Source organism: Actinosynnema pretiosum (assembly GCF_002354875.1).
In the GTDB taxonomy this organism is placed as follows: domain Bacteria; phylum Actinomycetota; class Actinomycetes; order Mycobacteriales; family Pseudonocardiaceae; genus Actinosynnema; species Actinosynnema auranticum.
On record NZ_CP023445.1, the window covers coordinates 4,406,534 to 4,425,955 of the forward strand.

Below are 19,422 nucleotides of genomic sequence, written 5' to 3' on the forward strand. Positions count from 1 at the left end.
GCACGCGGAGCGACGTCCCCACCGGAGCACAGCCATGTCCGAGCACACCGCCTTCTCCCCCTACGCGCTCGCGCGGTTCCTGCGCGCGCTGGAGTCCGCGCCCGCCTCGTCGGAGAAGGTCGCGCAGTGGGCGGGTGTGCTCCGGGGGATGGCGGACGGGTCGCTGACCGTGGGCAGCCGCACCCCGGTGTCGGGCGTTCCGCCGTGGGTGACCCTGGAGGTCGTGCACGGCGGGTTCGCCACCGGGAGGCTGGTCGCCGAGGTCGAGCCGGACGAGGAGGAGCGCGCGCTGCTGGCCGCGCTGCCCGCCGGGGTCCCCGGCGGCACCGACCGCGAGCGGCTGAACTGGTGGCACCTGGGCGACGAGGGCCGGGCCGCGCTGCTGGAGGTGCTGGCGTCCGGCGAGTACCGGGTCGACGCGCCGGAGGAGGCGGCGATCCCGGCGGTGGCGGTGCTGCTGGCGTCCGGGCGCGCGGACGCGGCCCTGCGGGTGCTGGACGCGATCGGCCCGTGGCTGCCCAGGCTGCGGTTCACGCCCAGGCGCGCGGCGCGGTCCACGATGAGCGGGTCGGTGGTGCGGCGGACCCCGGTGGCGGAGCTGGGCTCCGCCCTGCGGCGGACCGCGGTGCCCCCGCAGGTCGGGGCGATGCGGGAGACGCTGGGGGTGTGGAACCCGCTGCACGACGAGCTGGTCGACCTGTGGGCGTCCACCGTCGAGGGCGAGGCGCCCCGGCTGGACGAGGCGGGCGCGGTGCGGGGCGGCTGGCCCTGCCGGGTGTGGCCCGAGGACTGGGCGCGGCGGCGGGAGGAGTGGTTGGCGAAGCTGGCGGCGGCGGGCGCGCCGAGCGGGCGGCACGCGCACCCCCGGAGCAACTTCAGCAGGCTGCGCGAAGCGCTGCTGCGGTGCTCGGGGGATGGGGGCGGGGGTGGCGTGGGGGTTTCCGGCGCGGTTGGCGCGGCCGGTGCTCCCGGCGCGGTTGTCGGGTTCAGCGGGGCTGCCGACGCGCCCGGTGTTGCTGGCGTGCCCGGTGTTGCCGACACGCCCGCTGTTGCCAGCGTCTCCGGTGTTGCCGACACGCCCGGTATTGCTGATGCGCCCGCTGTTGCTGGCGTGCCCGGTAGCGCCAGTGCGCCCGGTACTGTCCGCGTGCCCGGCGCTCCCGACGCGGCCGGTGTTCCCGGCGCGGTCAGCCCGGCTGCCGCCCCCACCGCTGGTTTCAGCGCGGCGTTGTCCGCGCGGGAGGTCGGCTGGGTGCGCCGCGCGCTGGCGAACGCGCTGACCCGCCGGGGCGAGCACCACGCCGAGCTGCGCGCCGCGCAGGCCGAGGTGGTGGCCACCCCCACGCACGCGGCGTTCGCGGCGGTGCTGGCCGACCGCCTGGGCCGCTACCCCGCCGACGGCGGCCTCCCCTCCCTGGAGCCGGTGTCCGCCCCCGCGGTCCCCGGTGAGGGCCTGCCCGAGGGCAGCGAGTTCCCCGCGCACCTGCTGGCGAAGCTCGACCGCGCGCTGGAGGCCCCGCTGGCCGAGCTGGTGCGGCGCGGCGTCGTGCCGTCCGGGGAGGTGCTGGCCGAGGTGCTGCCGCAGGTGACGGCGCGGCTGCTCGCGGCCGGGCTGTCCGACCCGGTGGCGGGCGCGCTGCGCGAGCAGGCGTACGCGGCGTTCCGGCGGCGCAGGACGTTGCTGCTGCTGGACCTGGAGTCGCAGGTGCGGTTCGAGGAGCTGCCGTGGGTGACCGCGCTGGACGTGTTCCGCTCGGTCGGGCAGGACGCGGGGCGGGCGGCGCGCGAGGCCCTGGAGCAGACCGCGCTGCTGGCGCTGACGTCGTTCCCGCACACGGTCACCCCGAACCCGCTGGTGTCCGAGTTCGGCGCGCTGGCGAAGCAGGCGGGTGTTCCCGTGCCGCTGGTGGAGGAGATCGCGGCGGACATCTTCACGGGCAGCTTCACGCCGAAGTGGCACCACGCGGCGGTGGTGGCGCACCGGGTCACGCTCGGCACGCCGTACGCGGCGTACTACGACCTGGTCGAGCCGCCCGAGCTGGTGGGCGGGAAGCGCTGGTTCGGGCGCCCGGAGGCGGCGCGGTGGTTCGGGGAGGAGTGCGGGCGGCGGGCCGGGGCGTCCGCGCACCGGAGCTGGGTGGTCGGCAACGGGATGGTGCTGGAGCAGAGCCAGGTGCTGACCACGCAGAACCTCGCGGCACTGGTGGAGGGCCTCGACCTGACCGACCGGCTGCGCCAGGTCGCGGCGGGGCTGGTGACCGGGGTGTTCGACTGGATCACGGGCGGGCTGGCGCGGCTGGCGAAGCCGGAGCGGACGTGGCACGAGGGGCTGCTGCTGGTGAAGAACGTGGCCTACGCGTGGCGGCAGGCGGTGTTCCTGCTCGGGTACTGCGACGAGCGGGAGCGCCGAGAGCTGGTCGCGCACCTGCGCCGGTCGACGGGCTCGCTGAACCTGCTCCGCACCTTCGAGCCAGCGGTGCTCGGCCTGGAGCACGTGCTGTCCGGAGGCCGCTTCGACGCCGAGGGCGCCACCCCTGGCGGCGGCCGGAGGCTGCTCGGGTGGACGGACGGGACGCACTGGCTGATGAACGACCGCGCGCGCTGGCGGGGGTGAGCCACCACCGGAGCAGTCCCAAGTTCACCCGATCGAGCCGCCCCAACACAACCGGGGAAATGCAACCCTGGCCAGAGGACGAGCACGTCGGGAACCCTGATCCCTGGCCAGATGGGGCCGAGCGCGGGGCAGGCGGTGCGTGGCCTCCCACCTCGCGCGAACGCGGAGATGTCGGTTGATCATGCGGGGTGCGCGGTGAGAGGGGACGCGAATCCACAGCGCAACCCCAGGCCCGTCCCGACATCTCCGCCACCCCCACCGGCACCCCAAGCCCCCCGATTACCCCTCCCCTCCTCACCCTCCCCACCCCTCCCAGCCCTCCCTGCCCCTGCCACTCCCGCCGCTCCACCTGCGCCCGCAGCTCTGGCGGCCCCCGCAGCTCCACCTGCTCCTGCGACTCTTGCGGCCCCCGCCTCCGCCGCTCCACCGGCGCCCGCCGCTCTGGCGGCCCCCGCCACTCCACCCGCTCCTGCGGCTCCAGCGGCTCCCACCACCCCCGTCTGTCCGCCTGCTCCGGCGGCGCTTGCGCCCCCCGCCTGCCCCGCCGCTCCACCCTCTCCAGCGGCCCTCGTCGCCCCGACTGCTCCCGCCGCCTCCGCAGCTCCCACCTCAGCAGCTCCCCCTGCTCCCGCCGCCCCATCAGCCCTCGCTGCCCCATCAGCCTTCGCTGCTCCCGTTGCACCCTCTTGGTCGAGCACCGCGAGCCCTCAGGGGAAAGCGCTTTCCGAGCCCCACTTCACGGCAGTCCTCGCCCCACTCCCCACTCCCGCCACAGGGTCACCCGACCCTGGTGCCGCCACGACCGGCTCGCTCCCCCTCGCTCCCACTGGCGCCCCCACTGGCACCGCCACCGCCCCCACTCCCCCGGTCGACGATCCCGCCCTGCTCACCGAGTCCCAAGCCTGGGACCTGTGCCTGCGCAGGCGTTCCCGCCTGCACGGCGCGGCGGTCCGGTTGGGCTTGGCCGACGAGGCCGACGACGTGGTGCACGACGTGCTGGTCACCGTCATGTCCCTCCCCCGCCTCTACCGCGAGGGTTTCGACGGTCTGCTGGACACGGTGCTGTGGCGCCGCTGCACCGCCCTGCTGCACAGGCGGCACGCGCACGCCCGAGCCTGCCGCAACGCCACCCTCCTGCCCGCCCCGCAGCCGGATCACGCGCAGGACGTGGTGGACCGGTTGCACGCGGCGTGGGCGTTGGCGGACGCGGCCGGGTTGGAGGTGGGCCACCTGCGGGTGCTGGCGCTGCTCGCGCACGGGACCACCCGGACCTCGATCGCCAGGCTGACCGGTTCCACCGTGCCCGACGTTGACCGCGCGCTGCGCGTCGCCCGCAACCACGCCCGCAGGCACCTGCGCAGACGCGGGACCACACCGTGACCCGCGCCGCGTCCCGCGAGCACGCAGCACCACACGATCACGCGGCACCACGCGCACCGGCGCGCGCGGTGACCCGCGAGCCGGAGGAGGTTCCCCGTTGACGACCATGCGCTGCCACCTGTCCCACGTAGCGGGCGCCGCGCTGATGCGCCCGGTGGGCAGACTGGACCTGTCCACGGCCACGCCGCTCCGACAGGCGCTGCTGCGGGTCGCGGCCGATCACCCGGTGGCGCTGGTGGTCGACCTGACCAGGACCGAGATCCCCGCACCGGCGCTGCTGGGACTGCTGTGCCAGGTGGCGGACCGGGTGGACAGGTGGCCGGGCATCCCACTGGCCCTGGTGAGCCCGCGCCCGGTGGCGGACTGGATCCGCGAGCGCCTGCCCGTGAGCCCGGACCTGGCGGGAGCCCTGCGCGCCACCGCACCGGTCCCCCGCCCCCGCCACCGCCGCATCCACCTGCCCCCGACCCCGGTGAGCCCGGTGCGCGCGAGGCTGTTCGCGACCGACACCTGCCTGGCCTGGGGCCTGACCGGTCTGCTGGACGCGGCGGCGCTGGTCGCGGCGGCGCTGACCGACAACGCCGTCGCACACGCGAGAACCGACCTGTGGCTGCGCCTGACCACCGCAGACGACCACACCACCCCCGACCGCCCGGCACACCACCACCTGACTCGCGGCCACCTCAGGATCTCGGTCCAGGACCGCTGCCCCACCCTGCCGAACCGCCGCCGAGACCGCAGCGGCGGTCTGGACGCGGTCGCGTACGCGGCAAGCCAGTGGGGCACCGCCCCCGCGGTGGGCGGCAAGGCGGTGTGGGCCCTCCTGGACCCGATCTGACCCCGAACCCCCGATCCGAACTACCCCCCACTTGGGGTGCCCGCCAGCCCACGCCCGCCAGCCCACGCCCGCCAGCCCACGCCCGCCAGCCCACGCCCGCCAGCCCACGCCCGCCAGCCCACGCCCGCCAGCCCACGCCCGCCACAGGCGGCGGTGCTTGGCGCACCGCCGCTGTGGTCAGCGGCTGGGCTGTGCGGGTTCGGCCCGCTCAGCTCTTCTCGTCGTTTTCCCCCGCTTCCGCGAACTGGGCCGAGTACAGCCGGTGGTAGGCGCCCTCCTTCGTGATCAGCTCCTCGTGCGTGCCCTGCTCCACGATCCGGCCCGCTTCCATCACCAGGATCAGGTCGGCGTCGCGGATGGTCGACAGGCGGTGGGCGATCACGAAGCTGGTCCTGGAGGAGCGGAGCGCCGCCATCGCGTGCTGGACCAGCGACTCGGTCCGGGTGTCGACCGAGCTGGTGGCCTCGTCCAGGATCAGCAGGGACGGGTTGGCCAGGAACGCCCGCGCGATCGTCAGCAGCTGCTTCTCGCCCGCGCTGACGTTGCCGCCCTCCTCGTCGATCAGGGTGTCGTAACCGTCGGGCAGGGTGCGCACGAAGCGGTCCACGTAGGTCGCCCTGGCGGCGGCCAGGATCTCCTCCTCGGTCGCGTCCGGCCTGCCGTAGGCGATGTTCTGCCTGATCGTGCCGCCGAACAGCCACGTCTCCTGGAGCACCATGCCGATCTGCGAGCGCAGGTCCTCGCGCTTGAGCGCGGTGATGTCCACGCCGTCGAGGGTGATGCGGCCCTCGTCCAGCTCGTAGAAGCGCATCACGAGGTTGACCAGCGTGGTCTTGCCCGCGCCGGTCGGGCCGACGATCGCCACCGTGCTGCCCGGCTCCGCGACCAGCGACAGGTGCTTGATCAGCGGCTGCTCGGGCAGGTAGGAGAAGCTGACGTCGTGGAACTCCACCCGGCCCCTGCGGGTCGCGGGCAGCTGCTCCTCGACCGGGTCGGGGACCTGCTCCTCGGCGTCGAGCAGCTCGAACACCCGCTCGGCCGAGGCGACGCCGGACTGGAGCAGGTTCGCCATCGCGGCCACCTGGGTCAGCGGCTGGGTGAACTGGCGGGAGTACTGGATGAACGCCTGCACCTCGCCGAGCGTCATCGCGCCCGACGTCACCCGCAGGCCGCCGACCACGGCGATCGCGACGTAGCCGACGTTCGACAGGAACATCATCAGCGGCATGATCAGGCCGGAGATGAACTGCGCGCCCAGCGCCGAGCCGAGCAGGTCGTCGTTGCGGCGGCGGAACTCCTCCTCGGACTCGCGCTGGCGGCCGAACACCTTGACGAGCTGGTGACCGCTGAACGCCTCCTCGATGTGCGCGTTCAGGTCGCCGGTGTGCTTCCACTGCGCCACGAACAGCGCCTGCGACCGCTTGCGGATGCGCGCGGTGATGATGATCGACAGCGGGATCAGGGCCAGTGCGATCAGCGCCAGCAGCGGGGAGATCGACACCATCATCGCCAGCACGCCGATCAGCGTCAGACCGGAGACCAGCAGCTGGCTCATGGTCTGCTGGAGGGTGGTGGCGATGTTGTCGATGTCGTTGGTGACGCGGGAGAGCAGCTCACCGCGCGGTTGGCTGTCGAAGTAGCGCAGCGGCAGGCGGTGCAGCTTGTCCTCGACGTCGGCGCGCAGCCGGTAGACCACGCGCTGCACGACGCCGTTGAGCAGGAGCCCCTGGACGTAGCCGAACACCGACGACGCGACGTACAGGCCGAGCACCCAGGAGAGGACTGAACCGAGCGCGGCGAAGTCGATGCCCGCGCCGGGAACGCCGCGCATCCGGGCGAGGACGCCGTTGAAGATGATGTCGGTGGCGTGCCCGAGGACCTTGGGCCCGGCGACGGACAGCGCGACGCTGGCCACGCCGAGCACGACGACCCCGATGAACGGCACGCGCTCCGGGCTCACCCTGCCGACCAGCCGCTTGGCGGACGGCTTGAAGTCGTGGGCCTTGCCCATCGGCGGCATCCCGCCCCCGAAGGGCCCGCCGCCTCCCATCGGTCCACGCGGCTGCGGCCTGGCCGCCTGGGACTGGGTGGTGGTCACTGGTGAGCCTTTCTGGGCGCGGACGACGGCGTGAGCGACAACGCGGGCGACCGGGAGCCGAGCAGCGGGGACCTGGGTGGGGTGAAAGCGGCGTGATCGCGGATGCGGATGCGGACGCGGGTGCAGGCGCGGGTGCGGGCGCGAGCCAAGGGGAGAGCGGGGAGGAGGAACAGTTCGGCAGTGGGTGCGGGGAGGAGGGTGCGAGCGGTGGCCAGGTGTGAGTTGTGGTCGGGCTTCGCCGGTGTGCGGGGAAGGGCAGCTCGGGGTGAACGTCGGAGGGCGACGCACGGCAGGCTGGAGGTAGCGGGTGTGGGGAAGCACGCCGAGGTGGCCGCGGGGTGGTGTGCGCGGCTGCGGTTGAGCCGGGTGGGCTGGTTGCGCCGGGGAGCACTGGGGGCAGTTGACGCACGGGAAGTGCGGTGATGGCCCGAAGTGCGGTGACGGCCGGGAGTGCGATGGAGAGTGGCGACCAGCGGGAGGGCGATCAGTGGTGTGGACGCTTCCCTGCGAGGAGTGAGTGGTTTGGCGGGGCGGACCGTTGGCTTTGGTGGAGCGGAGAGCAGCGCTGGCACCGGGCGAGGCATTGGCATGGGGAACAGCGCCAGTGCGGAGGATCGCGCTGACGCGGAGGGTGGTGCCGATGCGGGGATTAGCGCGAGCGCGGAAGGTGACGTCAGTGAGGGGACCCGAGTTGGGGCCGAGGATGGCACCAGCGTAGGAGCCCAGGTCGACGCGGAAGGTGATGCTGGCGCGGGAATTAGTGTCAGCGCGGAAGGCGGCGCTGGCACGGGAACCTGGGCCAGCGCGGGAGCACAGGCTAAGACGGAACGGGACACCAGTGCGGGAGCGCGGGTTGATGGGGAAGGCGGCGCTGGCACGGGAGCCTGAGCCAGCGCGGGAACCCAGGTCAGGGTCGAAGGTGACACCCAGGCGGGAAACCAGGGCGGTGTCGAAGGTGGCGTTGGCGTGGGGAACCCGGGTGGCGTGGCCAGTGGGGTTGGGGTGGGGCGGGATGGGGTGGTCACGCCGCCGCCTCCGGGGTTAGTTGGGACTCGACGATCTCGACGTAGGTTGGGCAGGTTTGCAGGAGGTCGGCGTGGGTGCCCACGCCTACCACGGCTCCGTTCTCCAGGACCACGATGCGGTCCGCGTCGACGACCGTCGACACGCGTTGGGCCACCACGATCACGACCGCCTCCCTCGTCCTGGGACGCAGGGCGGCCCGGAGGCGGGCGTCGGTGGCCAGGTCCAGGGCCGAGAAGGCGTCGTCGAAGAGGTAGACGGCGGGCTTGCGGACCAGGGCCCGCGCGATCGACAGGCGTTGGCGCTGGCCGCCGGACACGTTCGTGCCGCCCTGGGCGATCGGGGCCTCCAGGCCGCCCTCCATCGCCTCCACGAACCCCCGCGCCTGCGCGACCTCCAGGGCCTCCCACAGCTCCTCGTCGGTGGCCTCGGGGTTGCCGTAGCGCAGGTTGCTGGCGACCGTGCCCGAGAACAGGTACGCCCGCTGCGGCACCAGGCCGATCACGCCGCCGAGCGCCTCCGCGCCCGCCTTGCGCACGTCGACGCCGCCCACCAGCACCTCGCCACCGGTGACGTCGATCAGCCTGGGCACCAGCGACAGCAGCGTCGTCTTGCCCGCGCCGGTGCTGCCGATGATCGCCGTGGTCTGACCGGCCTCGGCGTGGAACGAGATGTCGCGCAGCACCGGGTCGGTCGCGCCGGGGTAGCGGAACTCGGCCGAGCGGAACTCCACCGACGCCGGACCGGGCAGCGCGGTCACCGGGTCGGCGGCCGGGACCACGGAGCTGTTGGTGCCGAGCACCTCCATGATGCGCTCGGCGCACACCGCCGCGCGCGGGATCATCATCGCCATGAAGGTCGCCATCATGACCGACATCAGGATCTGCATCAGGTAGCTCAGGAACGCGGTCAGCGCGCCGATCTGGATCTCGCCGGTGTCGATCCGGGCCGCGCCGAACCACAGCACGGCCGCGCCGGACCCGTTCAGCACCAGCATCACGATCGGGAACACCAGCGCCATCAGCGCGCCCGCCCGCAGCGCGGTGCGGCTCAGGTCGGCGTTGGCCTTGGCGAAGCGCCGGGTCTCGTGCCGCTCGCGCACGAACGCGCGCACCACGCGGATGCCCGACAGCTGCTCGCGCAGCACCCGGTTGACCTCGTCGACGCCCTCCTGCATGAGCCGGAACTGCGGCACCATGCGGCGGCCGATCAGGATCAGCGAGACCGCCAGCGCGGGCACGCACACCACCAGCAGCCAGGACAGCCCCGCGTCCTCCCGCAGCGCCATGACGATGCCCGCCACGCACGTGATCGGCGCGGACACCAGCAGGGTGCACACCATCACGACCAGCACCTGGACCTGCTGCACGTCGTTGGTGTTGCGGGTGATCAGCGAGGACGGGCCGAACTGGGCGACCTCGCGCGCCGAGAACGAGCCGACCCGGTGGAACACCTCCGAGCGGACGTCCCGGCCGAAGCTCATGGCGGTGCGCGCGCCGAAGTACACGGCGCCCACCGAACAGGCGATCTGGACCAGCGAGACCAGCAGCATCCAGCCGCCGGTCGTCATGATGTAGCCGTTGTCCCCCTTGGCGATCCCGAAGTCGATGATGTCGGCGTTGAGGCTGGGCAGGTACAGCGAGGCGATCGTGCCGATGAGCTGGAGCACCAGCACGGCGGTCAGTTCTCGCCGGTACGGCCTCAGGTGGCCGCGGAGCAAGCGGATGAGCACGGACTCCCCCATAGGAAACTCTTCGTGTCTAATTGGAAGGTAGACCCGGTGGTTAAGAAACGCAACGTATCTAAAGGGGTAATGTGACCGAGGCGAAGACGCGCCGCCGCGGCGAGGAGCTTGAGCGGGCCATCCTCGACGCGGTCTGGGACGAGCTGGACGAGGTCGGCTACGACCGGCTCACCATCGACGGCGTGGCCGCTCGCGCCAGGACCAGTAAACCGGTGATCTACCGGCGGTGGCCGAGCCGGGCCGAGATGGTGCTCGCGGCGTGGCTCAAGCGCGCCCCGAGCTGGCCGGGGCCGGAGGACCAGGGCGACCTGCGGACGGACCTGCTGGCGCTGTTCAGCGGGATCGCCGGGCAGTCCGGGCTCGGCGCGGCGTGCGCGGGCGACCGGACCGGCATGGCCTGGGAGGCGTTCCACAACCCGGAGGTGGTCGTGCTGGTCAGCGACAAGCTGCTGTGCCCGTCGCCGCTGCGGCACGCGCTGGACGGGGTGGTCGAGCGCGCGGTCGGCCGGGGTGAGCTGCCGCCCGTCGAGCTGCCCGAACGGGTGAAGCGGGTGCCGCTGGACCTGATCCGCTCCGAGTCGCTGACCCGCTGCGGACCGCTGTCGCGGCGGGTGCTGGAGGAGCTGGTGGACGACGTGTTCCTGCCGCTGCTGCACGGGTTGGCCCGCCGGGACGGGGCACACCCCCGACAGGAGGCGTGAACACGGTCAGAGGCCCAGCGCCTCGGCGCTGACCTCCACGATCCGGTCCTGCGCGTTCGCACGACCAGTCGAAGGCTCCCCGTCCCCCGGTTGCGGGCCGTAGTCGCCGAAGAAGGCGTGGACCGCGCCCGGCACCACCTCGTAGCGGGTGTCGGCGGGCAGCAGGGGGCGCTTGTCCAGGACGTCCTGCGGGGTGGTGAAGCCGTCGCGGTCGCCGCTGATCGAGGTGACGTCCAGGTCGCGGCCGGACAGGTCCTGCGACGGGTAGGACGCCCACAGCAGCAGGCCCCGCACCCGGTCGTCGTCCGCCGCGAAGCTGGACGCCGCGACGCCGCCGAGCGAGTGCCCCGCCGAGGTCCAGCGGGTGATCCAGGGGTGCTCGTCGAGCAGGCCGCTCGTCGGGGCCAGCACGGCGAAGTCCAGCGGGGCCTTGACCACGACCACCAGCGCGCCCCGCTCGGCCACCCGCGAGAGCAGCGGCAGGTAGGCGCGGGCGTCCACGCGGGCGCCCTGGAAGAACACCAGCCCCTCGGTCGGGGTCCCCCGCTCGGGGCGCAGCTCGATCGAGTCCCAGCGGTCCACGACCTGGACGCCTGCCGCCAGCGGCGTGCCGTCGGCGGGGAAGGGACGCAGCCACGCCAACGGGACCACCAGGACGAGCGGCAGCACGAGCCAGCGGAACCGGACCGGCCTGATCAGCCCCAGCAGCCCCGCCGCCCCCACCGCGAGCAGCAGCACCAGGTACGCGGGGTGCGCGGACAGCACGCTGCCCCACCTCGTCGCGAGCACCCACACCGCCACCGCCGCGCACGCGCCGGGGACGACCCAGCGGGCAACCTTCTTGAGCACGCCGCAACTACACCATCCGGGTGAAGATCCCGCACGACCAGGGTGCCGCGCGGTCCGGGGGCCCGACCGCTCCGGCGCGCCCCCGGACCGCGGGCGCTCAGGACACGACGCCGTACGGCCCCGAGCGCAGGTGCGGCAGCAGGTCGGGCGGGCGGCGGGCCAGCAGCGCGGCCTCGTAGACGGTCTCGCGGGCGAGCGCGACCGGGCGCCCGCAGCTGAGCAGCGTGGCCTGGCAGCGCAGCGCGGGCACGTCGTCGACCAGGTCGGGCAGCGGGTCCTCCAGGTCGGGGTCGGGGTCGTCGGTCGGCCCGGTGGCGGAGCAGGCGTAGTGGGTGACCCGCCGCACGTCGCTGAGCAGCGTCCCCAGCGGCGCGTGCCCGTTCGCCAGCTCGGCGCGGCGGGGCGGGTCCAGGTGCAGGGCGGGCTGGTGCAGCAGCGCGGTCACCGCGGCCAGCCTCGGCCCGGACGGCCCGAGGCGGGGCACCAGGTAGCCCTCGCGCCGGGTGACCGGCGTGCCCTCGGGGAGCCCGCCGAGCAGCCTGCCCTGGCGCGCGGTGAGGTGGTGGACGCGGTCGGCGAGCCGGGGCTCGCGGCGCACCCCGTAGCCGACCCACAGCGACAGCACCCTGGTGAACGGCAGCGGAACCTCGCGCAGGAACCGGGCCATGGTCTCGGCCCGGTCACCGACCTCGTCGGGACGGGGGATGGGAGCGGGATGGATCATCGGGGCCCCTTCCGATCGGGCCGCGCAGGTCGTTGCGCGGTCCCGGTGGGCGACGGGGGCAGGCGTCGACCCCTAGCTCGCCCACTACCAAGGTGCACCGGAGGTCACCGAAAATCCCCACCTGTGCCACGGATGCCACGCGGTTGGGTCGGACCGGCGCAACGGTGGTCCCCCGGCGGCGCGCGGCGCGTGGGCCGATCGAGTGGCGGTCGGGCGGCGCGCTCACCCGACCCGCGCGGGCCATCCCCCCGGCAGGTGGTCGACGTGCGGCCGGACGGGTCCGGCCGCACGTCGGGACCAGCGGTCATCATGCCGCACCCGCTCCACGCGCGGGGGCGGTTCGACCGGCTCAGCCCGCCGCGCTGAGCGCGAGCACCTTCACGTTCGGGTTCGCGCCCAGGACCACCGACGTGGTGCGGACGTCCGGGTCCAGGGGGACGGTCACCACCACAGGCGAGCGGTCCGGCCGTCCGCCGTGCCGTCGACGCGGTGGCGGGTGCTCGCGGTGGCGGGCACCCGTCCGGCGAACCTCGGGCCGGGCAGGTTCGGCACCGGGGTGGCGGCGGGCGTCACGTGGTCCACGGGCAGGTCGCCGGCGCCCCAGGTGGGGTTCGGGGTGGGGGCCACGTCGATGGTGACGGCTCCCCCGTGGCGGACCACGGATTCCGGGAGCCAGGAGCGGTCGTGCGCGCGGCCGTCGAGCTTCGCGCCGCGCACGTAGACGTTCTCCGCCGAGGCGTTCGGCGCGGTGATCGTGATGTCCGGGGCGCCGTCGCGGTGCAGGACGGCTTTGGGGAACAGCGGGCTGGACAGCAGCAGTTCGGCGCGGCTCGGGGTCTGCGGGTAGATGCCGAGCGCGGCGAACGCGTACCAGGCGGACATCGTGCCCAGGTCGTCGTTGCCGGGCAGGCCGCCGGGACCGGTGCCGTAGACCAGGGACGCCATGGCGCGCACGGTCTCCTGGGTCTTCCACGGCGCGCCCAGCGCGTTGTACAGCCACGGGGTGTGGATGCCGGGCTCGTTGGTCGGGTCGTAGCGCAGGCCGTCGCCTCCGGTGGCCCACGAGCCGTCGGGGCGGCGGAAGAAGGCGTCCAGCCTGGTGATCGCGCGGTCCCTGCCGCCCATCGCGGCGGCCAGGCCGGAGACGTCCTGCGGGACCATCCAGGTGTAGGTGGAGCTGGTGCCCTGGGCGAAGCCGAGGTCGGAGGACGGGCTGAACGGCCACGTCCAAGCGCCGTCGGCGGCGCGCGCCTGCTGGTAGCCGGTGTCCCCGGCGGAGGGGTTGAAGGTGTTGCGCCACCAGCTCGCCCTGGGCAGCAGGGCGGCGCGCACGTCGGCGCGGCCGAGCTTCCCGGCCCAGTCGGCGAGCGCGGCGTCGGCGACGGCGGCCTCCAGGGTCTCGGCGGCGCCTCCCCAGCAGTGGCAGGTGTCCTGCGGGGCGTAGCCCAGGCGCAGGTGCTCGGCCAGGTTCGGGCGCTGGCCCTCGCACTGGCCGGGGCAGCCCCTGTCGGACAGGCCGTCGGGGTGCGGGGTGGTGGCTTGCCGCACCAGGGAGTCGAACGCGCCGCGCACGTCGAAGTCCTCGGCCCCCATGGCGTGCATCCCGGCGAGGGCGGGGGCGGACGGGTCGCCGGTCATCACGTGGGTGGGGCCGTTGACGTGGACCCAGCGGTCCCAGACGCCGCCGTTCTGCTCGGCGAGGTTGAGCAGGGACTGGGCGTAGTCGGAGGCGACCTCCGGCTCCAGCAGGGCGAGGAGCTGGGTGTGGGCGCGGTACTGGTCCCAGCCGGAGAAGTTGCCGTACTGGGCGCGTTGTCCGCGTTCGAGGCGGTGGATCTCCCGGTCCGAGCCGAGGTAGGTGCCCGCGACGTCGCTGGTGACGTTCGGTTGCAGGAAGGCGTGGTACAGCGCGGTGTAGAACGTGGTGCGCAGGTCGTCGGTCCCGCCGGAGACCTCGACCGCGCGCAGTTGGCGGTTCCACTCGCGGCGGGCGTCGGCGGCCACGCGGTCGGTGGTGGCGGCGCGGCCGATCTCGTGGTCGAGGTTGCGGCGGGCGGCTTCCGCGCTGGTGTAGGAGATCCCGACGCGCACCCGCACGTCGGTGTCGGTGGTGGTGTCGAACGTGACGTAGCCGCCGGAGCCCCGGCCCTGGCGGGCGGCGCCGGTCTCGTAGCCCTCGCCGCCGGACGCGGTGGTGGCGCCGGGGTTCAGGGCCCCGTCGCGCCAGGTCCCGGTTCCGGCGAACGGGCGGTCGAACGCGGCGGTGAAGTGCAGGCGGTAGTAGGTCTTCTTGTTGTTGGCGCCGCCGTTCGCGCGGCGACCGCAGAACGCGCCGGTGAGGACCGAGCCGGAGACGGTGCGGGCGGCCGGGTCGATGGTGATCTCGGCGTCCTCGCTGCCGTTGAGCGAGTTCGAGGTGCGGAACAGGAGCGCGGCGGGTTTCCCTCGGGGGAACGCGAAGTCGCCGATGCCGGCGCGGGTGGTGACGGCCAGGTCGGCGGACGCGCCGGAGGCGAGGGCGACGGTGTAGCGGCCGGGGGTGGCGGTCTCGTCCTCGTGCCGGAAGTCGCTGGCGTAGACCTGGTCGCGCACGTCGGCGGTGGGTGAGGAGGTGACCTCGCCGACGAACGGCATGATCGGCACGTCGCCCGCCGCGCCGGGGTGGCAGCCCGCACCGTTGACGTGGGTGAGGCTGAAGCCGCGCACGCGGGTGGTGTTGTGCGAGTAGCCGTTGGCGGCGGCGGTGTTGGTCTGGTCGCCTGCGGTGCTGGTGGGGCTCCAGGAGATCATCCCGAACGGGCGGACCGCGCCGGGGTAGGTGTTGCCGCCGTTCGCCGAGCCGATCAGCGGGTCGACGTGGGAAACCGGGTCGGGGACCGGTTGTGGTCGCGCCGCGAGGGCTTGGGGTGTGGCCACCAGTCCTGAGGCGAGCACGAGACCCGCCAGTCCCACCGCGAACGCGCGCACGCGACACCGCCCTCTCCGACTGAACCCGGACACGCCTCGGGTCTACCGGCCGTCCCTGGGCGCGGGGAAGCGCGCGACGGGGTTTCCGTCCACCGGACAGGGACTTGTGGGAGCGATTCCACGTCCGTGCCACCGGGTGTTCACCCCGCTTGTCTCCGAAAGCCCGCTGGGGCTAGTCTCACGCCCGTGACTGCCGGGTCGGCCGCTTCTGGCCACTACCGAGACGGGCTCCCGGCCCAGGCTTGATCGTCGGGCGGGCCCGTGGTCCGCCGCATCCGGGTTCTCCTCCCCCTGACGACCGTGCACGGGTTCCGCGCGCCCTTTTTTGGCTTCAGCGCGCCGTTTTCCGCTGCCGGGTCGGGTTTTCGCGACGCCTGAGCGCCGCGCCACTCGCGTCCTCGCCACCGGTCCGCGCCGACCGGTCGTCCCGACGCGCCCTCTGAACCACCTCCCACCGAGGCACGCCCGACGCCGCCGGTGTCCTCGGCCTGCCCGGAAAACCTTTGGAGAGAACGAATGAGCGATGCCTTCAAGCAGTTCAACCAGCAGGTGATCGACGAGTTCCGGGCCAACGCCGGGCGCGTCGGCGGCATGTTCGAGGGCGGCAGGCTGCTGCTGCTCACCACCACCGGCGCGCGCACCGGCGCCAAGCACACCAATCCCGTGGGCTACCTTCCGGACGTGGAGCGGGTGCTGGTGATCGCGTCGGCGGGCGGGGCGCCCAAGCACCCCGACTGGTACCTGAACCTGGTGGCCAACCCCAGGGTGACCGTGGAGGACGGGACCTTCACCTACGAGGCGGACGCGGAGGTGCTGCGCGGCGAGGAGCGGGAGCGGATGTTCGCGCGGGCCGTGGAGGCCGATCCGGGGTGGGGCGCGTACCAGGAGAAGACGACGCGGGTGCTGCCGGTGGTGGCGCTCAACCCGGTGCCGGGGCCGCCGACGCCGAACGAGAAGTCGATGGGTGGCGCGCTGCTGGCCGTGCACGACGCGTTCCGGCGCGAGTTGTCGTTGGTGCGCAAGGAGATCCGGGCTTCGGGTGGGACGCTCGGCGCGCAGTTGCGGGTGAACTGCCTGACCGTGTGCGCGGGGTTGCGCAACCACCACACCGGTGAGGACCTGATGCTGTTCCCGCACCTGCGGCACCGGTACCCGGAGCTGGAGCCGGTGCTGGACCGGTTGGCGCGCGAGCACGAGGCGATCGCGGCGCTGCTGGCGCGGTTGCGCGAGGTGCTCGCGGGCGGCGGCAAGGGGGTGGCGGACGAGGTGGACCGGCTCGCGGAGGAGCTGGAGGCGCACCTGCGGTACGAGGAGGAGAACCTGATCCCGTTGCTGGGGTGAGGTTTCCCGCCGTCCCGCCGGGTGCTCCGGCGGGACGGCGGGAGGTGGGTCACTCCTCGTCGAAGCCGCCCGCGAAGTCCTCGCCCTCGTCCTCGAACGAGTCGCCGACCTCGTCGATGACCTCGTTGAGGATCATGCCGCCGACGACGCCCGCCGCGACGCCGCCGACGACCGCGCCCATGCCGGGGCCGCGGCGCTCCTGGTGGTGGTGCTGGTCGTAGCCGTAGGCGGGCTGGCCGCCGTAGCCGGGCTGGCCGTAGGCGCCGGGCTGGCCGTAGCCGGGCTGCCCGTAACCGCCGGGCTGGCCGTACGCGGGCTGCCCGTAGCCGGGCTGGCCGCCGAACGCGGGGTTGCCGCCGAACGCCGGGTTCGCGCCGTAACCGGGCTGACCGCCGAACGCGCCGTGACCACCGCGCTCGACCACCTGGGTGAGCCACTGCCCGATGGCGGACGCCCAGTCGGTGTGCATGGCGTCGTTGTGCGACACGTGGAAGCGCCCGAACGCGTCGCCGCCGGAGCTGAACACGCCGCCGCGCTTGTCGGCCTCCAGGACCACGACGAGCTCGTGCGGGTTGGCGACGAAGGTCAGCTCGACCTCGTTGACCCGGCCCGCGAACTGCTGCGGCGGGAAGAACTCCAGCTCCTGGTAGAAGCCGAGCTCCTGGTTGACGCCGTGGATGCGGCCCGCCTCGACGTCCGCCTTGCGGAACTGGAAGCCGAGCTGCCCGAACGCCTGGAGCACGCGGTCCTGCGAGGGCAGCGGGGAGATCAGCACCGGGTCGAGGTCGCCCTTGTCGGGGGCGCCCGCGATGACCAGTTCGGTGCGCACGCCCACGGACACGCCGGGCAGCGGCGCGCCGCCGACGGCGGTGATCGGGGTCTCCCACGGCACCGGGATCTGGAACGGCACGGAGAGCGGCTGGTTCGCGGCGACGCGCACGTTGTGGGCGACCGCGACCCGCAGGAACTCGGCGACGCCCGAGTACTCGTCGTCGTGCCGCTCGACCTCGACGCGGGTCACCAGGGACAGCACGACCTGGTCGATGACCGCCTCGGAGCTGCCGCCCTGGATGCGCACCTGGCCGCTGATCAGCTGGCCGGGCGCGGCGTGCGGGGAGTCCAGCACGGTGTCGACCGACGGGCCGCCGACGCCGAAGGCGCTCAGCATCCGCTTGAACATCAGGTTTTCCTCCGTTGGGAAGGATGAGGTGGGGGTCGTGCCGGTGGTGCGGTCGTGCCGGGATCGTGCTGCGGTGACCACGCAAATCGGTCGAGACGGGCACTGAACGTGACAGTAGCACGTGGCACTGTATGGTTTGCGTGTTGATTGTCGTGGGCACGGGCGCGGGCACGGGCGGAAGGTGGTGTGGCGCGGTGACCGAGGCGTTGATCAGGATCGGCGAGCTGGCGGCGAAGGCCGGCGTGAGTCCCCGGACCGTCGACCACTACACGAACCTGGGGCTGCTGGCGCCCGCCGGGCGGTCCGGGGGGAACTACCGGCTGTACCGGGAGCAGGACGCGGACGTGATCGCGCTGGTGAGGGAGCTGGAGGCGGGCGGGCTGCCGCTGGAGGAGATCGCGAAGGCGATGACCTCCGGGGAGGCGGACGTGACGGGGGCGCTGGAGCGGATCGGGGCGGACCTGGACCTGCTGAAGGGGGCGGCGGACGCTGCGGCGCCGGAGTTGCAGGGATTGCTGGCGGTGATCGCGGGGCGGGTGCAGTCGCTGATCACGATCGCGCTCCAGATCCCGCCGGATCTGCTGTTGCCGTGAGCTCTCGACCGCTCTTGCTGTAACAACGCGCGTGCTGGCCACGAACTCCCCAGCGGGAGGAATCGATGGTTTCAGCTTCCGACTTGACCAAGCGCCACAGAACTATGTTCTGGGTGTTGTCAGGGGCGCTCGCAGCCAGCCTGGCGGTGATTGCGCTCTACGGCGCTTCGCACGTCTGGAGCGCATTAAGACCGGCGGCCCTGTGCCTGCTCGTCGGATGGGCGGCGATGCTGCTCAGCGCCTTGGCAGGATTCCTCTTCGGAATTCCAAGGAGGGTGGAAGACTCGGCGAACTCCAAAGCGGGGTACGCGGTGAACACCAACCTGGAACAGGTGTCCGACTGGTTGACGAAGATGCTCATCGGCGTGGGCCTGATCGAGCTGGGCAGCCTGGGAACGTGGTTCGGCGGCTTGAGCAGGACCGTGGGCGAAGCCATGGGGGGCGGGCCGGGGAGCGCGGTGGCGGCAGGCGGCGTGGTGGCCTTCTTCACCCCTCTGGGATTCCTGACCGGGTACCTGTGGACCAGGATGATCCTGCCACCCGCGCTGCGTGCCGCCGACGCGCTCGAAGAGACCCAGGTCGCCGACCAGATGACGGCGGTCGTGGACGGGACGCGGGGGTCCGCGAGCAAGTTCGTGACCGATTCGCCGGAGAGCGACGAGGTCGTCGGCAAACCCGACAACCGGGAGGAGATCACCCCCATACCGGCCATTCCGCTCCCCCGCCCCGACGACCTGTTCACGCTGTGGCACCAGGTGCACATCGTGCTCAGATCACTGGCCGGGATGAGCACGAGAAGAACCAGGCAGACGACCGAGCATTTGATCTCCGTGCTGGAGCGGCGCGGCGTCCTCGAACAAGATGTGGCACGAGCCCTGCGCGCGCTGTCGGATTCCGTCGCCAGGGTCGGTGCGGGAGCGACCCTCTCGAATTCGGACAGCAAAGCGGTGCAGAGCAGGGGGAAGATCCTGCTGTCGGCTTTGGAAATGCTCCGCCCGGTCGCTGCCGTCGCCTTCGAAGGACACACCCTGGAGACGCTGAAAAAATTGGCGAAGCAGCACGGCTGGCAGGTTTCCCTGGACGCGCGCTTGGCGAGCGGGGAGCGCGTCGACGCACTCGTCGAGAAGAACGACCGGCAGATCCTGGTGGAGGTGCTCGCGCGGAGGAACAAAGAAAGCCTCTCCCGCGCGCTGGACAGGATCCCCGGCGCAGCTCCGCTCCTGCTGGTCCTGCCGGGCGACCAGGCTGAAGCCCCGCCGAGGCGACTGCTGGTGGGCAAGCGGACCGGACCGGTCGAGGTGCTCATGTGGGACGACGGCGCCGACCGGTTCCCGGACGTGGTCAGGGGCCTGCTCGAACCGGAGGGCTGA

Annotated in this window: 13 protein-coding genes; 7 read left to right on the plus strand and 6 right to left on the minus strand. The window is 73.0% G+C overall.

Annotation, left to right across the window (positions count from 1 at the left end):
* Positions 1 to 34 precede the first annotated feature (34 nt).
* The 3 genes from CNX65_RS18785 to CNX65_RS18795 all read left to right on the plus strand — a co-directional run bounded on the left by CNX65_RS18785 (position 35) and on the right by CNX65_RS18795 (position 4,832).
* On the plus strand, positions 35 to 2,614 hold the full coding sequence (locus tag CNX65_RS18785; protein WP_096494838.1) for a hypothetical protein: 2,580 nt from the start codon (positions 35 to 37) through the stop codon (positions 2,612 to 2,614).
* Positions 2,615 to 3,574: 960 nt separating this feature from the next.
* Entirely contained in the window at positions 3,575 to 3,994 is a 420-nt protein-coding gene (locus tag CNX65_RS18790; protein ID WP_096494840.1) for a hypothetical protein, read from the plus strand.
* 97 nt (positions 3,995 to 4,091) lie between these two features.
* Entirely contained in the window at positions 4,092 to 4,832 is a 741-nt protein-coding gene (locus tag CNX65_RS18795; RefSeq protein ID WP_096494842.1) for an STAS domain-containing protein, read from the plus strand.
* A gap of 208 nt (positions 4,833 to 5,040) precedes the next feature.
* Here CNX65_RS18795 and CNX65_RS18800 read toward each other — a convergent pair whose 3' ends face one another.
* Complete coding sequence (locus CNX65_RS18800; RefSeq protein ID WP_373565497.1) at positions 5,041 to 6,843, minus strand: ABC transporter ATP-binding protein; 1,803 nt, start codon at positions 6,841 to 6,843, stop codon at positions 5,041 to 5,043.
* Between the two features lie 1,108 nt (positions 6,844 to 7,951).
* Positions 7,952 to 9,685 carry an ABC transporter ATP-binding protein gene (locus CNX65_RS18805; RefSeq protein WP_096497865.1) on the minus strand — a complete coding sequence of 578 codons (1,734 nt, stop codon included), beginning with the start codon at positions 9,683 to 9,685 and terminating at the stop codon, positions 7,952 to 7,954.
* Between the two features lie 83 nt (positions 9,686 to 9,768).
* On the opposite strand from CNX65_RS18805, the gene CNX65_RS18810 reads away from it, so the two are divergent.
* Complete coding sequence (locus tag CNX65_RS18810) at positions 9,769 to 10,398, plus strand: TetR/AcrR family transcriptional regulator (protein ID WP_096494846.1); 630 nt, start codon at positions 9,769 to 9,771, stop codon at positions 10,396 to 10,398.
* A 6-nt stretch (positions 10,399 to 10,404) separates the two neighbouring features.
* On the opposite strand, the gene CNX65_RS18815 is transcribed toward CNX65_RS18810, so the two are convergent.
* The 3 genes from CNX65_RS18815 to CNX65_RS18825 form a co-directional block, all read right to left on the minus strand.
* Complete coding sequence (locus CNX65_RS18815; protein ID WP_096494848.1) at positions 10,405 to 11,247, minus strand: alpha/beta hydrolase; 843 nt, start codon at positions 11,245 to 11,247, stop codon at positions 10,405 to 10,407.
* 97 nt (positions 11,248 to 11,344) lie between these two features.
* Positions 11,345 to 11,971, minus strand: a complete 627-nt coding sequence (locus CNX65_RS18820) for a hypothetical protein (RefSeq protein ID WP_157767718.1) — start codon at positions 11,969 to 11,971, stop codon at positions 11,345 to 11,347.
* Positions 11,972 to 12,412: 441 nt separating this feature from the next.
* The gene (locus CNX65_RS18825) at positions 12,413 to 14,938 is read right to left on the minus strand and encodes a GH92 family glycosyl hydrolase (RefSeq protein ID WP_177154277.1); all 2,526 of its coding nucleotides are present in this window, start codon (positions 14,936 to 14,938) and stop codon (positions 12,413 to 12,415) included.
* Between the two features lie 516 nt (positions 14,939 to 15,454).
* Here CNX65_RS18825 and CNX65_RS18830 point away from each other — a divergent pair.
* Complete coding sequence (locus CNX65_RS18830; RefSeq protein ID WP_096494854.1) at positions 15,455 to 16,279, plus strand: nitroreductase/quinone reductase family protein; 825 nt, start codon at positions 15,455 to 15,457, stop codon at positions 16,277 to 16,279.
* 49 nt (positions 16,280 to 16,328) lie between these two features.
* Here CNX65_RS18830 and CNX65_RS18835 read toward each other — a convergent pair whose 3' ends face one another.
* On the minus strand, positions 16,329 to 17,459 hold the full coding sequence (locus CNX65_RS18835; protein WP_096494856.1) for a sporulation protein: 1,131 nt from the start codon (positions 17,457 to 17,459) through the stop codon (positions 16,329 to 16,331).
* A 194-nt stretch (positions 17,460 to 17,653) separates the two neighbouring features.
* Here CNX65_RS18835 and CNX65_RS18840 point away from each other — a divergent pair, with 194 nt between their 5' ends.
* The gene (locus CNX65_RS18840; protein ID WP_096494858.1) at positions 17,654 to 18,052 is read left to right on the plus strand and encodes a MerR family transcriptional regulator; all 399 of its coding nucleotides are present in this window, start codon (positions 17,654 to 17,656) and stop codon (positions 18,050 to 18,052) included.
* Between the two features lie 83 nt (positions 18,053 to 18,135).
* The gene (locus CNX65_RS18845; RefSeq protein WP_157767719.1) at positions 18,136 to 19,422 is read left to right on the plus strand and encodes a hypothetical protein; all 1,287 of its coding nucleotides are present in this window, start codon (positions 18,136 to 18,138) and stop codon (positions 19,420 to 19,422) included.

Excerpts from the sequence above, each read along its gene's own strand:
- CNX65_RS18785 (WP_096494838.1), top strand. The coding sequence starts at position 35 with ATGTCCGAGCACACCGCCTTCTCCCCCTACGCGCTCGCGCGGTTCCTG.
- CNX65_RS18800 (WP_373565497.1), bottom strand. The coding sequence starts at position 6,843 with ATGGGCAAGGCCCACGACTTCAAGCCGTCCGCCAAGCGGCTGGTCGGC.
- CNX65_RS18820 (WP_157767718.1), bottom strand. The coding sequence starts at position 11,971 with ATGATCCATCCCGCTCCCATCCCCCGTCCCGACGAGGTCGGTGACCGG.
- CNX65_RS18830 (WP_096494854.1), top strand. The coding sequence starts at position 15,455 with ATGAGCGATGCCTTCAAGCAGTTCAACCAGCAGGTGATCGACGAGTTC.
- CNX65_RS18835 (WP_096494856.1), bottom strand. The coding sequence starts at position 17,459 with ATGTTCAAGCGGATGCTGAGCGCCTTCGGCGTCGGCGGCCCGTCGGTC.